Genomic DNA, 12952 nt, shown 5'->3' with positions numbered 1-12952 from the left:
TGACCCCGGCCGACGAGGTGATGATCATCTACACCTCGGGCAGCACCGGTGACCCGAAAGGGCCCGTGCACACCCAGGGAACGCTGGTCCGCCACACCTACAACCTCACCTTCATGTACGCCGTCACCCACGACGACGTGATGTTCACGTCCATGCCCTTCTTCTGGGTGGGCGGGCTGATCACCGGATTGCACGCGGTGATCCACCACGGCGCGACGCTGATCACTCAGCCCGCGTTCGATGCAGCAGAGGCGTTGGAGCTGATGGAGCGACACCGCGCGACCATCGCGCTGGGCTGGCCGCAGCAGGGTAAGACGCTGTCCGAGCATCCCGACTTCTCAGCACGCGATCTGAGTTCGGTGCACCGCACCAGCATGCCCGCGATGGTGCCACCCCGGCATCAACCCAAGGGCTCCAGCGGCCTGGGAATGACCGAGCTGTGCGGCAACCACCTCGGCGTCGATCCCTATCTGCCGCAAACGCCCGATCGGTCCGAAACCGGCGGCCCACCAATCGAAGGGCTGCACCACCTGATCGTCGACCCCGACACGGGACAGCCGGCGCCCATTGGCACGCCCGGCGAGATATGGGTTCGCGGATACTCGTTGATGCAGCGGCTGCACAAGTGCGAGCGCGAGGACGTGTTCACGTCGGACGGCTACTACCGAACGGGCGACTGCGGCATCGAGTACGACGACGGTTGGATCAAGTTCACCGGACGGTTGGGCGACCTGATCAAGACCGGTGGGGGCACCAACGTCACACCCAGCGAAGTCGAACTGGCACTGGCCGACTGCGACGGCGTGCTCGAGGCATATGTGGTCGGAGCGGAGAGCGCTGAACACGGAACGGTAGTCGCGGCTGCGGTGGTGCCGCGCGGCGAATCCGCACTCGACGCCGAGTCTTTGCGAGCGCAACTGCGCGACCGGCTGTCGGCGTACAAGGTTCCCAAGCACATTTGGGTCACCGCCAAGCGAGACCTTCCGTTCACCGCGACCGGCAAAGTCAAGAAGCCGGAGCTGGCGCGGCAACTCAGCGAACAGTTGCGCTCGGCTACGAGCTAACCGGTTGCCCGTCGGGCATATTCGTGGTCATCAGGGTCAACGGGATGCCGAACAACGGCTCCAATTTGACTTCGGTCAGTTCGAATCCGTCGCCTTCGTGCCGCTGCCGGAAGTCGGACTTCACGCCGTACCTCGCGGCGATGTCCTCGCCCGCGGCACAATCCGCGGTGCGTACGATGACGGAGAACAGCCCGTCACCGTTGCGCGCGAGAAAGTCCGCCGCGGTACCGGCATCCGTTGGTGCCGCGGCGGTCGGGGCGATGAGCTCGAACCCGCGGTCCCAGTCGAGGCGAACCTGCAGACCAAGGCGCTCTAACTCGAAAGCCTGGAACTGAAAGCCCAAAGCGCTCAGGTAGTCGGCAGCGCGGTCGAGGCGCTCAAGAGCGACGGCGAACACAACGTGGTGCAACTGCGGCAGCTGGGGTGACATGCCAAAGACTCTACGAGCGCATAAAGAGAGATTTCAATTATCGGAAATATCGATTCTCGTTGCGGTAGATTCGCGGCTGCACACCCACACGTCCTGGCGGAGAGGCGCTTTGTGGCACTCGAGCAGTTCAACCTAGACGGTCAAGTGGCGATTGTCACCGGCGCCGGGCGCGGCGTCGGCGAGGGTATCGCCAAGGTCCTTGCGGAAGCGGGCGCCACGGTGGTCGGTACGGCGCGTACGACGTCCGAGGTGGAGCGGACGGTCACGGACATCGAAGAATCGGGCGGCAAAGGACTCGCAATCACCGCCGACGCGCTACAACGCTCCGACAGCGAGCGCGTGGTCCAGACCGCGGTCGACAAGTTCGGCCGCATCGACATCCTGGTCAACAACGTCGGTTTCGCAACTTACGGCCCATTTCTGCGCCTGACCGACGACAACCTCCGGGAAACCTTCGATTATTGCGTCACTTCCGCTTTCATCATGAGCCAGTTGGTCGTGCCGCACATGCTGGCGGTGGGCCGGGGCTCGATCGTGAACATCTCGTCAGGAGCGGGCCGATTCGGGATCCGGGGATTACTGCCCTATTCCGTGGCCAAGGGTGGACTCGAAGCCCTGACCCGCGCCATGGCCCAGGAGCTCGCCCCCAAGATCCGCGTCAATGCGATCGCCCTGGGCGCATTCATGACCACCGGGCTGCAGTCCAGCTTCGACCTGATGCCTGGGTCCGAGGAGAAACTGAAGGAGCTGACGCCGCTGCATCGTATCGGTGACGTCGCGGACCTCGGCCGGCTGACGTTGTACCTGTGCACCCGCGATTGCTATGCGACGAACTCGACCTTCATTGTCGACGGCGGCCTCCAGGGTCCGAATTCCTCTCTGCCCATCCCCGATCTGTAGCCAGACGCAGCCGACAAAGGAGTAACCAGCATGGCAGAGAAGGTTTTACGCGTCGCCGTAATATCGACGGGCGGCGTCGGAAGCATCGCGTTGCGGGCCATCCACCGGCGCGCACACCTCGATCTGGTCGGTGTATGGGTGCACAGCGCCGAAAAGACGGGTCGCGATGCCGGCGACGTTGTCGGGCTGGGCCCTATCGGTGTGACGACCACTGCCGACCTGGACGACATCATCAGACTCAAGCCCGACTGCGTGGTCTACGCGGCTTTGGGGGCCGACATGGATGCGGCCGCGGTGCCCGACTATGTCCGATTTCTGAAGGCCGGCATCAATGTCGTTACGACCAACACACCGGGGATGATGTTTCCCGACAGATGGATTCCCGACCTGGCCGACCAAGTACGAGCGGCGGCGCTCGCCGGCGGCGTCACCATCTACACCTCGGGTATCGAACCGGGATTCGCCGGTGATCAGTTCGCCGTCATGCTGTCGACCTTGTCCAACACCATCCGGTCGGTCCGCGCGCAGGAGATCTTCGACTACTCGGCCTACCCCAACGAGTACTCGATGTTCGACGCGATGGGCTTTGGCCGTCCGCTGGACTTCACGCCACTGCTCGAACTGGAGGGCGCACAGCGGTTCGCCTGGGGACCACCTATCGGTCTGGTGGCACGAGCTCTTGGCGTCGAGCTCGACGAAGTGACAGAACGCTACGAGCGCGTGCTCACACCACGCGACCTCCACGTCGCGTGCGGGTTGATCCCGGCAGGCACCTGTGGGGCGGTGCGGGCCGAGACGACCGGAATCGTCAACGGCCACCCGGTGATCACCATCGAACACATCAACCGCATGGCGCCCGATCTGGCACCCGAGTGGGCGTCGGCACCGCACGGGACGTACCGCGTCGTCATCGAGGGCGAGCCGCACATCCACTGCGATCTTCGGTTCGGTACCGAACCGACGGCGCAGTCAGCGAACGACGATGCCATGCAGGCGACGGCCATGCGGGTGGTCAACGCAATCCCGTACGTCATCGATGCGGCACCGGGCATCGCCACGTCGTTGGATCTGCCGATCACCGCGCCCCGCAACGCGGTGGATGTGAGCTAGACGGTGAACATCGGCCCGCGGGGAGCGCCCCTTACCTCGTTGCCGCCGTCGATCGCAAAGCTCTGCCCGGTCATCCAACTCGACTCGGGTCCCGCCAGGTAACGGACGCCCGGGGCGATATCGTCAGACACCCCGAGGCGGCCCAACGGGACGCGTTCGAGGAAGCTGCTGGTCAGCTCTTCCAGGTGGATGTAGCCCTGCGTGGTGGCCGCCTCGGTCAGGCCGGGCCGGACGGCATTGACACGAATTCCCCTAGGGCCCAACTCTGATGCCGCGACCCGGATCATCATCTCGAGTGCGGCCTTGCCCGCCGAGTAGTGCCCAAGGCCCTCCATCGGGATCTTCGACGACGTCGAAGAGATGAACACGATCGACCCGCCGTTCGTCATCAGCGGTGCCGAGTAGCGCAGCGCCAAGAAGTTTGACCGCAGATTGCCCATCACGAAGTTGGTGAAGGTCTCGAGATCGAGCCCAGTCAGTGGTCCGGTGCCGCCGGTGGCCACCGTGCCCACGACGATGTCCAGCCGACCCTTGAGGTCATGGGCCGCCTCGGCGGCCGCCGCGACGGTCCCCTCGTCTTCGGGATCGCCCTTCTTGACGACAATTTCGGCATCCGGGACCGCGGCGAGGATGCCGTCGCGGGCCGCGTCCAGGCGCTTGCTCGATCTCCCCAAAAGGTACAGCGCCGCACCGTCAGCGGCGAGCAGCTTGGCGCTCGCCTGGGCAATTCCGGCTGACGCCCCCAGGATGAATGCCGTCTGACCGTCAAGTACGCCCATGCGACCCCGCCTCCATTTATGTATCGGCAGCAGAATACTAATTCTCCTTAATGAGTAAAGGAAGTTCTCAGAACCAGCGCGGTGATGTAACGTACCCGTGTGGCAGACATGAGCGGCAAGGTTGTACTAATCACCGGTGCCGCCCGTGGCCAGGGCCGAGCGCACGCCGCCAGGTTGAGCGCCGACGGCGCCGACACCATCCTCGTCGATATCGCCGGACCGCTGCCGCCGAGCGTCCCCTACGACTCGGCCACTCCCGATGATCTGGCGCAAACCGCCGACCTCGTGGTGGCGAATGGCAGACGTGCCGTCACGGCGATCGTCGACACCCGCGACCATGACGCCCTCTGTGCCGCCGTCGATAAGGCTGTTGCCGAACTCGGCAGGCTTGACGTGATCGTCGCCAATGCCGGCATCTGTTGTCCGGCTCCCTGGGACCGCGTCTCCCCCAGCGATTTTCAGGACACGGTCAACGTCAACCTGGTCGGGACCTGGAACACGGTCATGGCCGGAGCGAAGCACATCATCGCCGGCGGACGTGGCGGGTCGATCATTCTGATCGGATCGGTGGCGGGGGTGAAAGTGGAGCCCTTCATGGTGGCGTACACGGCGAGCAAGCACGGCGTTACCGGCCTCGCCCGCTCATTCGCGGTCGAACTCGGCCGTTACGACATCCGGGTGAACAGCCTCCATCCCGGATCGGTCGCGACACCCATGGGTAGCGGGCGGATGATCGAAGCGATGCAGGAGGCGGCGGAGTCGTATTCGCATCCCCAGTACGGCTTCAGCAAGCAACTCATCCCCAATGCCGTGACGATGCCTGAGGACATCGCGAACGCCGTTGCTTGGCTGGCCTCAGACGAATCGCGGTTCGTCACGGCTTCGGCGATTTCCGTCGATGTCGGGGTCGCTCAGGCTTAGCAGGACGGCGCTCAGTTCGGCCGGTCGGGCGAAAAACGGTGAGTGGCCACCGTCCAACTCGAAGACCCGAGCGCCGATCCGGCCGGCCGCATTGCGCCGGGCCCAGGACCCGCCGACCGCGCGATCATCGCGCATGAGCACGTAGTCCGAGGGCGTGTCGGGCCAGCGGTCGATCGGACACCGTTCGATTAACACCGTAAAGGATTGGTGTCGCAACTCATTGAACGCTTTGCGCCCCAGCGCTTCTGGGCAGTCATGATAGAAGCCTTCCCGCACCGCCTCCCAAGACAGGCCGAACGGTCCCTCACCCTGTTCTTGCGGCTCAGGAAAAGAGATCGCATCGGGGTTGGCGGCCAGGTGGTCGGCGAACGACTGTCCGGGCACGGGCAGGAGGCCACCGACGAACACCATTCTTTGCACCGGGTGGAGCGTGGCGATGACCGGTGCGCACAGCCCCGACAGCGAATGTGCCACAACGACGACGTCCTCGACCATGTCGGGGGACGCGGCACCGACTCGGGCTCCCTCGATCGCGTCGATCGCCACCCGCGCCCATTCCAGGGCACCCGCCGACTCATCATCGACCGGCAGATCCGGCGCAACGACCCGATGACCACGCCGCGCGAGCTCCACGGCGACCCCGTCCCAGCACGAGCCATCATGCAGCCCGCCGTGCAGCAGCGCGAACAGCGTCATGCTCGGGTCCGCGAGATCCGGGTGGCGAGCTCTGGGCCGGCCAACGGCAACCCGATGACGCGTGTTCGAACTACTTGTTCGGTGTGGCTCACTGGTAGAAGGGTCCCCGTTTGCCCGACCTCTCGAGATGCCCGTAGGGATCGTAGACCTTGATGTTCGGGTACGGGTTCTGTTCGTACGCAGGCTTGGACAGTCCGGCGGTCCGCAGCCCCGCCAGTACCACCAGCGGGACGGCGAACGATACGAGCCCCACCGAGGCCGACACGAGGAGCCGGCGCGTCAGCGCCAGCTTGTCGCGGCCCGGTCGCGCCGGTAGCCGGCGGGCGATCCGGTTTATCAGCACCAGCTCGCCGCCTTGGTCCCGGACGCACATCACCGCCACCATCGCGAATATGAACGAGTCATACACCGCCATGATGAGCGGGAAATGAATGTGGCCGATCTGCAGCGTCGGTCCGACCGCCTCGGTGTAGTAGAAGATGCCGAACCTCATCCAGGTGAACTGGACGACTCCGTTGAGCGGCAAGGCGATCACGAACGAGCCGACAAAGACCGCGGCAAGCCGATGGCGCGCCAGCCAACCCATGGGCCGAATCAGGGGCTCGAGGAATCGATTGTTCAGCTGCAGAATCCCCAGACCGGTCAACAAGTAGTACGCCGCGTAACCCCCGAGGAACGACAGCGCGGGTTCCAGGTTCGGCGAGATGTTCACGTACGGCCACGACAACGGGAAGTGCAACATCCGCGGGTCGAAGATCGCGAACGTCGCCCAGTTGGCCAACGGGTCCAGGGCGCCGGTGATCAGCCCCGCGAACGCGATCACCACCGTCCAATGCACCTTGCGTTGTCTTACCGAGAGCCACACCAACGTGGCGATCAGCCCGATGGCCATGGGGACGGAGCTCAGGGCGACCACCAGCGGCCAGTCGTCGAACCCGAGGAACGGCGGATACGGTGCCGGCCCCGGGTATGGGTTGGTGGTGCGCGGATCCCCGTGCGTACCCGATTGCATCGTCGCGACGGTCACGATCGCGAATACCAGGTACCCGGCTATGAACAACGCCCATCCGGCACGGGACAGCGGCGGCGAACTGCCGACCCGAATGGGCCGAGAGGACCCGGAATCGGGGCTGGTGTCCACGACGTCCGTCATGCCAAACCCCGATGTTCCTTTCAACCTCTACAGCCCGGCCCCATGAGAATATGCGTTATCGACAGCGACAAAAAGACTTCGGGACGACTTGGTCCATCTTCAGCCCGCCGCCTCGGCGGGTGTTGCGCTGTTGCCCTTGATGACGGGCATGTTCGTCCACGCGCCACGGTCGTCGCGATACCACCCCGCGGCGGCCAACGCACCGCCATCGGCATGCACCACAGTCCCCGATACCCATGCGGCCAGCGGGCTCGCGAGAAACAAGACGCAGCCCGCGATGTCCTGTGGGGTTCCGAAGCGGCCCAGCGGAATCCAGCGCGGAATATTGTGCCGCTGTGATTGGTGGATCATGCGGTCCAGCGGGACCTGGGCGCTATCCGTGGTTTCCGGCGCCACGGCATTCACCCGGATGCCCTCCGGGCCAAGCTCGAGGGCGAGGCTCATGGTAAAGCCGGTCACCGCCGCCTTGAAGGCTCCGTATACCGCGAAGTGCGGTATACCCCGGAAGCCCTCGATCGACGAGACGTTCGTGATGCTCGCGCCGCCGGCGGCGGCACGCAGCAGCGGCAGCATGGCCCGGCTGACCAGAAAGATGTGCTTGAGATTCACCCGATATATGTCGTCGATCTGCTCGTCGGTGAGCCGCTCGAAAGGTGTCGGCCGCGTCATGAAGTGACCGACGTTGTTCACCAGCGCGTCGAGGCGCCCGTAGCGGCTGCCGATGGCATCGGCGAGCGCCGACACGTCGGCCGCGACGGTCGCATCGCCCGTCACCACGAGCGCCCGATCGCCGAGTTCGCTGCGCAGGTCCTGCGACCGCGCCGGGTCGACCTCGAGTACGACGACCGACGCACCCAGGCCGGCAAAGGCCAGCGCCGTGGCGCGCCCGATGCCCGCGCCACCGCCGGTGACAAGCACCACCTTGTCGTTGAAGTCGATCATTCCGCCTCCTGTTTTGCGTCGCCGAAGCGCAAATGATCCGGCCGCGACGAGAATATCGATTCTCGCATGCGAGAATAGCGGCTAACCTTCAGTTACGGATTCGGCCAGAGGAAAGCGGGCTATGAGCGACCGGCACTCCAACATCGCGGGGACGCGGATGCTGATCATCGGGGCGTCCTCCGGCATTGGACAGGCGTTGGCAATTGCCGCCCACTCCAGGGGGGCTCGCGTCGCGCTCGCCGCACGGCGGGTGGAGCTGCTGTCGGACCTGGCCGATCGGCTGCACGGATCGGCCCACGAGTTGGACGTTTCGGACCCGCGCGCGGTGGAGACCGTCGTCGCCGAGGTCGCCGCGAACCTGGGCAAGCTCGACGCGGTGGTGTTCACCAGCGCCGTGGTGCCCTTCGTGCTGATCGAAGACACCGATGTGGAAACCTGGCTGCATTCATACGCCGTCAATGCCGTCGGCGCCTCCCACGTGCTTCGGGCGGCCCTTCCCCACTTGACCGACGACGCCACGGTCATCGTCGCATCCAGCCATGACGTCGGTCGCCCCCGCGCCGGCGTGGCCGCCTACCACGCGAGCAAGGCCGCGCTAGACGAGATCTTGCGATCCTGGCGCGCCGAGCATCCCGAACTGGCCGTAATCCGGGTTAGCGTTGGCCCGACCTGTGACACCGAGATCCTGCGCGGCGCCGACCGGGATCTGCTGGCCGATCTATACCGGGCCTGGGCGCGGGCGGGCCAGATTCCTGAGGAAATGTCCACGGTGGACGACGTGGCCAACGCCATGCTGTCCCTGATCGCCATCTCACGCGCGAACCCCACCGTCGTCAGCGAGATCGTGCATCTTGCCCCGCGGATCACCAAGACTCGGTGATACTACGAACCGCGAAGGGCGGATGACTGAATGGATCTTGGTTTTGAGGGCGCGACGGCGGTCGTGACCGGCGGCAGTAAGGGAATGGGGCTGGCGATCGCCGAGAGTCTCGCGGCGGAAGGCGCCTCCGTGGCGATCATGGCGCGCGGTCGGGCGGCGCTGGATTCGGCCGCCAGGCGAATCCGCGCCGCGGGGGCACCCGAAGTACTCACCGTCAGCGTCGACATGTCCGATGGCGATTCCATCACTTCGGGCTTTGCCTGCATTGGTCATTCGTGGGACACCCTGAACGTCCTGGTGCACACCGTGGGTCCGAACGCGGGCGCGTTCGACGATCTGAACGACGACGACTGGCACGCCGCATTCGATCTCGGCACCCTGTCCGCGGTGCGATCCGTGCGGGCCGCGCTGCCGATGCTGCGATCAGCCGAGTGGGCCCGCATCGTCACCCTCTCCGCGCACTCCATCCAGCGACAAAGCCCGCGGCTGGTCGCCTACACGGCAGCGAAATCGGCGCTGTCCAGCTTCACCAAGAACTTGTCGAAAAGCCTTGGAGCCGAGGGCATTCTTGTGAACTGCGTCTGTCCGGGAACCATTGTGACGGCAAGCTTTACCGAGGTTCTGCGGGATGCGCTCGCGGCAGACGGGCTCGACTCGTCGGATCCCAGGGACGTGATGAGGTGGGTCGAGAAGACCTTCGGCCATCCGTGCGATATCGGTCGCGCCGGGCTGCCCGAGGAGATCGCCTCCATCACCACGTATCTGGCGTCGCGACGCAACGGCTATGTGACGGGTGCGACCGTCAACGTCGACGGCGGATCGGACTTCATCTGACCCTCCTCGCCCACCCATCCGGCTCTGAAGGGAGTGGAGACTTGACCGTGAATTCCCGGCGTCTGCGAGTCATTCAGTGGGCAACCGGTGCCGTAGGCACCGAGATGATCAAGACCATCCTCGACTACCGGGCCGACCTCGAGCTGGTGGGAGCGCGGGTCTACTCCGATTCAAAGAACGGCGTCGACGTCGGGACGCTGGTGGGCCGGAACCCCGTCGGCGTCAACGCAACCACCGATGTCGCGGACATTCTCGCGATCGAGGCCGACCTCGTGCTCTACGCGCCGTCGTTCACCAGTCTCGACGACGTGTGCGCGCTGCTGGAGAGCGGCAAGAACGTTGCGACCGTCGCGTTCCTTTTCCACCCCCAGCGCATCGGCGATGCGGACCGTCGACGGCTGCTGGCGGCCTGCCGCAAGGGCAACAGCACGATCCACGCGAGCGGTCTCAACCCGGGCAACCTATCTGGCGTTTTGCCGCTCGCGCTGTCGGGTATGAGTCGCTCGATTGACAGGTTCAGTCTGCAGGAGCGCGCAGACTGGTCGCTCTGGGAGAGCACCGAAATAACCTTCGACGGAATGTGGTTCGGACGACCGACCGAGGACATCACCCCGACGGCCAACGAGTTCCTGACATTCAACACCGCCCTGTTCACCCAGCAGACCTGGTTCATCGCCGACACGTTGAACGCTGCCATCGACGATGTCACGGTCACCGTTGACGCAGTGCCCGCCACCAAGGACTTCGAGATCTTCGACCACCGGGTTCGCGCCGGCACGACAGCCGGTCAGCGGTGGAACTTCGTCGGGAATCGTCGCGGCGAGCCGATCATCGAATTCGAGACGCTGTGGACCGTCGGCGGCGAGTATCCGGAGCACTGGCCCACACCGGATGACGGCTGGACCCTCACGCTCGAAGGCGACCCGTCCATGCGCGTGCACTTCTTCTGCCTGGCCAGCTACTCGCGGCCGGCGTCGGTCGCCGAACACGTCCGGGCGGGTCTTGTCGCGGTTGCGCTACAGGTCGTCAACGCCATACCGGCGATATGTGCCGCCCCCGCGGGTTTCGCCACCATGGCGGACCTGCCGCTGATACGCAGTTACACCGGTTTCGGTGATGGACCCACAGTCATCAAGGATTGACATCGGGCCGGCCCGGCGCAGCCGCACACCAAAGATCATTGCGCCAAGGCATCGGTTCGGTCAGGAATTCGGCTGCGACTCAGAAGGAACCGTCGCGAAAACATATTCCATTTCGTCGAAGATACTGCCGGGCACGAAGATATCTGATGGGTCGAGGATACGGTCGAGATTGGCCGCCACGCCCTCGGCGTCGAAGGCACCGTCGGCGGCGAACCAGCCACGGGTCACACCGATCTGCAAAGCGGCCACCCGTCCACGGAAAGCGCTCAGGACCTTTTGTGTCAGGATGCAGCTCTCGCTCGCGAGGTAGGCAACGACCGGTGCCACTTGATCGAGCCGCAGCGTCTGCAGGAAGGCCCGAGCATCGGCCGTGCGGCCGGCCTCCCCCATCATTGCCATGGCCATTCGCGTGTCGCCCATCGGCATGATGGCGTTGGCGTGTATGCCGTGCGCCGCACCCTCGAGCGCCGCGACGTTCATCAACCCGAGCATCCCCGTCTTGGCCGTGGCGTATCCGGTCAAGCCCGGCTGCCCGAAAACCCCCGCTGCGGAGGAAACGAACACCAGTCGCCCGTATCCGGCGTCCCGCATCACCGCGAAACCCGGTCGGATGACGTGAAAGGCGGCCAACACGTGGTGCCGCAGCAGCGCCTCGAAGCGTTCGGTCGGCCATTCCGGCAACGCGTCGTCGTGGATGATGCCGGCGTTGGCGACGATCGCGTCCAATCGTCCGAATTCGCTGACGGCCAGGTCGACGGCGTCCTGCCCCCCTTCTTCGGCGCTGGCGTCCGAGGCGCACGCCACCGCCCGTCCCCCCGCGGCGCAGATCGCGGCGGCGACGTCATTAGCCGGTTTCGGGTCGCCTCCACTTCCGTCGGTTTCGGCGCCGTTGTCGTGGACCACCAAGGCGGCTCCGCGACGGGCCATTTCATGGCAATACGCCTCGCCGAGGCCGCGGGCACCGCCGGTCACCAGGACGACCCGATCGGTGAACGAGACCAATTTCAGCCTCCCGCAGGCGGCGACGCGGCGGACGCGGCACCACGCTCGGTCCAGTGGGCGACGAACGGGGTGATCGTCGAAAGGTCGTAGAGCCCAGGCTCGGCCGCGACCACGGCCGGGATGGCGTTGACGGCGTGCATGGCGGTGGCCAGGCAGCCTTGCTCGGCGTGATCCTCCTCATGCGAGCCGATCACGAGATGAAGACTCATGTTGGGCTTGCCCTCGAAGGCCACCTGATAGCCAATCTCCGTCGGCCATTCGGGCGCCAGGTCGTCGGCCATCCTGGTGAGATGCTCCACGGCGAGGGTGGTCTCACCGCAGTCGACCACGACGCCGAAGCGCATCGCCCCGACCGTGCCCGCGGGGATCTCTCCAGCCGCCACCGTCAGGGGTCGCGGCGTTGTGGCGACTTCGCGGAAACCCTCGACGGACCGAATCTCGAGCCCGAGGGCCTGCGCCAGGATTGTCGCGCTGCCGATCCACGCGCTTGCCGCGTAGTCGGTGTTCGTCAGCAGCGGGGTGGTGTCGTCCGGCGCATGCCCGAAGCCCATCGCGTTGAAGATCAGGTCGTGGCTGGCGTAGGTCGAGTAGTTCAGCACCTCTCGTACGTTGATCCGGTCGGTGCGCTCGGTGAGGCGGGACAGAATGGGCACCAGCGACTCGCCGACGAAGCCCGGGTAGAGGCCGAGCCCAAGGAATGACGAATCGCCCGCACGACAGGCCTTCTCGATTGCGTCGGCCAGCGATTCGTGCAGCGATCGGGGATGCACGAACCGGCTACCGGTGGCCACCACGCTCTTGCCCGACGCCAAAAGATCGCAGACGTCGGCGAAGCAGCCGGGCGTGTCGGTTTCCACCTTGCCCATGTAGAGAACCACGTCGGCGTCGGTGCCGATCACGGCATCCCGATCCGCGCAAGTGAGCACCCCCGTTTCGGAGGCCCCGCACAGGGCGCCCGCATCGACGCCGGCTTTCGCCGGGTCGTAGACGCGCACCGCGACGAGTTCCAGGTCTGGGCGGCCCAGCACGTGGCGCAGCGCCATCATTCCGGTCACCCCGGTCGCCCATTGGATCACGCGAGTCATGTCAGCCTGGTCCG

Annotated in this window: 14 protein-coding genes; 7 read left to right on the top strand and 7 right to left on the bottom strand. The window is 65.3% G+C overall.

Going from position 1 to position 12952, the window contains the following annotated elements; genetic code table 11:
* Window positions 1-1064: class I adenylate-forming enzyme family protein (locus A5704_RS22910; RefSeq protein WP_067891230.1), on the top strand; the 1064-nt coding region annotated here is incomplete at its 5' end.
* Here the strand turns inward: A5704_RS22910 and A5704_RS22905 are convergent.
* Complete coding sequence (locus tag A5704_RS22905; RefSeq protein WP_067747613.1) at window positions 1054-1494, bottom strand: VOC family protein; 441 nt, start codon at window positions 1492-1494, stop codon at window positions 1054-1056. The two genes, A5704_RS22910 and A5704_RS22905, sit on opposite strands and share 11 nt — an antisense overlap.
* A gap of 111 nt (window positions 1495-1605) precedes the next feature.
* Between A5704_RS22905 and A5704_RS22900 the strand changes: the two genes are divergently transcribed.
* The gene (locus tag A5704_RS22900) at window positions 1606-2394 is read left to right on the top strand and encodes an SDR family NAD(P)-dependent oxidoreductase (RefSeq protein ID WP_067747611.1); all 789 of its coding nucleotides are present in this window, start codon (window positions 1606-1608) and stop codon (window positions 2392-2394) included.
* A gap of 30 nt (window positions 2395-2424) precedes the next feature.
* Entirely contained in the window at window positions 2425-3504 is a 1080-nt protein-coding gene (locus tag A5704_RS22895) for a dihydrodipicolinate reductase (protein ID WP_067781788.1), read from the top strand.
* Here the strand turns inward: A5704_RS22895 and A5704_RS22890 are convergent.
* A complete protein-coding gene (locus tag A5704_RS22890; RefSeq protein WP_067747607.1) occupies window positions 3501-4283 on the bottom strand; it encodes an SDR family NAD(P)-dependent oxidoreductase in 783 nt (260 codons plus the stop codon). The two genes, A5704_RS22895 and A5704_RS22890, sit on opposite strands and share 4 nt — an antisense overlap.
* A gap of 108 nt (window positions 4284-4391) precedes the next feature.
* Here A5704_RS22890 and A5704_RS22885 point away from each other — a divergent pair, with 108 nt between their 5' ends.
* The gene (locus tag A5704_RS22885; RefSeq protein ID WP_067781790.1) at window positions 4392-5204 is read left to right on the top strand and encodes a mycofactocin-coupled SDR family oxidoreductase; all 813 of its coding nucleotides are present in this window, start codon (window positions 4392-4394) and stop codon (window positions 5202-5204) included.
* Here the strand turns inward: A5704_RS22885 and A5704_RS22880 are convergent.
* The 3 genes from A5704_RS22880 to A5704_RS22870 form a co-directional block, all read right to left on the bottom strand.
* Entirely contained in the window at window positions 5139-5900 is a 762-nt protein-coding gene (locus A5704_RS22880; RefSeq protein WP_067781793.1) for an alpha/beta fold hydrolase, read from the bottom strand. The genes A5704_RS22885 and A5704_RS22880 overlap by 66 nt on opposite strands.
* Before the next feature lie 88 nt (window positions 5901-5988).
* Window positions 5989-7053 (bottom strand): spirocyclase AveC family protein, encoded by a 1065-nt coding sequence (locus A5704_RS22875; RefSeq protein WP_067891227.1) that lies wholly within the window; start codon window positions 7051-7053, stop codon window positions 5989-5991.
* Window positions 7054-7152: 99 nt separating this feature from the next.
* The gene (locus tag A5704_RS22870) at window positions 7153-7995 is read right to left on the bottom strand and encodes an SDR family NAD(P)-dependent oxidoreductase (RefSeq protein ID WP_067747599.1); all 843 of its coding nucleotides are present in this window, start codon (window positions 7993-7995) and stop codon (window positions 7153-7155) included.
* Between the two features lie 121 nt (window positions 7996-8116).
* Here A5704_RS22870 and A5704_RS22865 point away from each other — a divergent pair, with 121 nt between their 5' ends.
* From A5704_RS22865 to A5704_RS22855, 3 genes are all read left to right on the top strand, one after another.
* Window positions 8117-8875, top strand: coding sequence for an SDR family oxidoreductase (locus A5704_RS22865; protein WP_067747597.1), 759 nt, complete (start codon window positions 8117-8119; stop codon window positions 8873-8875).
* Window positions 8876-8905: 30 nt separating this feature from the next.
* Complete coding sequence (locus A5704_RS22860) at window positions 8906-9709, top strand: SDR family NAD(P)-dependent oxidoreductase (protein WP_067891225.1); 804 nt, start codon at window positions 8906-8908, stop codon at window positions 9707-9709.
* Between the two features lie 104 nt (window positions 9710-9813).
* Window positions 9814-10851, top strand: a complete 1038-nt coding sequence (locus A5704_RS22855) for a dihydrodipicolinate reductase (RefSeq protein ID WP_067747591.1) — start codon at window positions 9814-9816, stop codon at window positions 10849-10851.
* A 60-nt stretch (window positions 10852-10911) separates the two neighbouring features.
* Here A5704_RS22855 and A5704_RS22850 read toward each other — a convergent pair whose 3' ends face one another.
* Window positions 10912-11823, bottom strand: a complete 912-nt coding sequence (locus tag A5704_RS22850) for an SDR family NAD(P)-dependent oxidoreductase (protein ID WP_231969219.1) — start codon at window positions 11821-11823, stop codon at window positions 10912-10914.
* 32 nt (window positions 11824-11855) lie between these two features.
* Entirely contained in the window at window positions 11856-12938 is a 1083-nt protein-coding gene (locus A5704_RS22845) for a dihydrodipicolinate reductase (protein ID WP_067747588.1), read from the bottom strand.
* Between the last annotated feature and the right edge of the window lie 14 nt (window positions 12939-12952).

It is taken from the genome of Mycobacterium sp. E735 (assembly GCF_001666955.1).
GTDB lineage: Bacteria > Actinomycetota > Actinomycetes > Mycobacteriales > Mycobacteriaceae > Mycobacterium.
The sequence above is the reverse complement of the archived record's forward strand: the minus strand, read 5'-3'. Positions and strand labels throughout refer to the sequence as shown.

Bases quoted from the DNA above. Each gene is read 5' to 3' on its own strand.
- A5704_RS22905 (WP_067747613.1), bottom strand. From the start codon at position 1,494: ATGTCACCCCAGCTGCCGCAGTTGCACCACGTTGTGTTCGCCGTCGCT.
- A5704_RS22895 (WP_067781788.1), top strand. From the start codon at position 2,425: ATGGCAGAGAAGGTTTTACGCGTCGCCGTAATATCGACGGGCGGCGTC.
- A5704_RS22890 (WP_067747607.1), bottom strand. From the start codon at position 4,283: ATGGGCGTACTTGACGGTCAGACGGCATTCATCCTGGGGGCGTCAGCC.
- A5704_RS22885 (WP_067781790.1), top strand. From the start codon at position 4,392: ATGAGCGGCAAGGTTGTACTAATCACCGGTGCCGCCCGTGGCCAGGGC.
- A5704_RS22880 (WP_067781793.1), bottom strand. From the start codon at position 5,900: ATGACGCTGTTCGCGCTGCTGCACGGCGGGCTGCATGATGGCTCGTGC.
- A5704_RS22875 (WP_067891227.1), bottom strand. From the start codon at position 7,053: ATGACGGACGTCGTGGACACCAGCCCCGATTCCGGGTCCTCTCGGCCC.
- A5704_RS22870 (WP_067747599.1), bottom strand. From the start codon at position 7,995: ATGATCGACTTCAACGACAAGGTGGTGCTTGTCACCGGCGGTGGCGCG.
- A5704_RS22865 (WP_067747597.1), top strand. From the start codon at position 8,117: ATGAGCGACCGGCACTCCAACATCGCGGGGACGCGGATGCTGATCATC.
- A5704_RS22860 (WP_067891225.1), top strand. From the start codon at position 8,906: ATGGATCTTGGTTTTGAGGGCGCGACGGCGGTCGTGACCGGCGGCAGT.
- A5704_RS22855 (WP_067747591.1), top strand. From the start codon at position 9,814: ATGATCAAGACCATCCTCGACTACCGGGCCGACCTCGAGCTGGTGGGA.
- A5704_RS22845 (WP_067747588.1), bottom strand. From the start codon at position 12,938: ATGACTCGCGTGATCCAATGGGCGACCGGGGTGACCGGAATGATGGCG.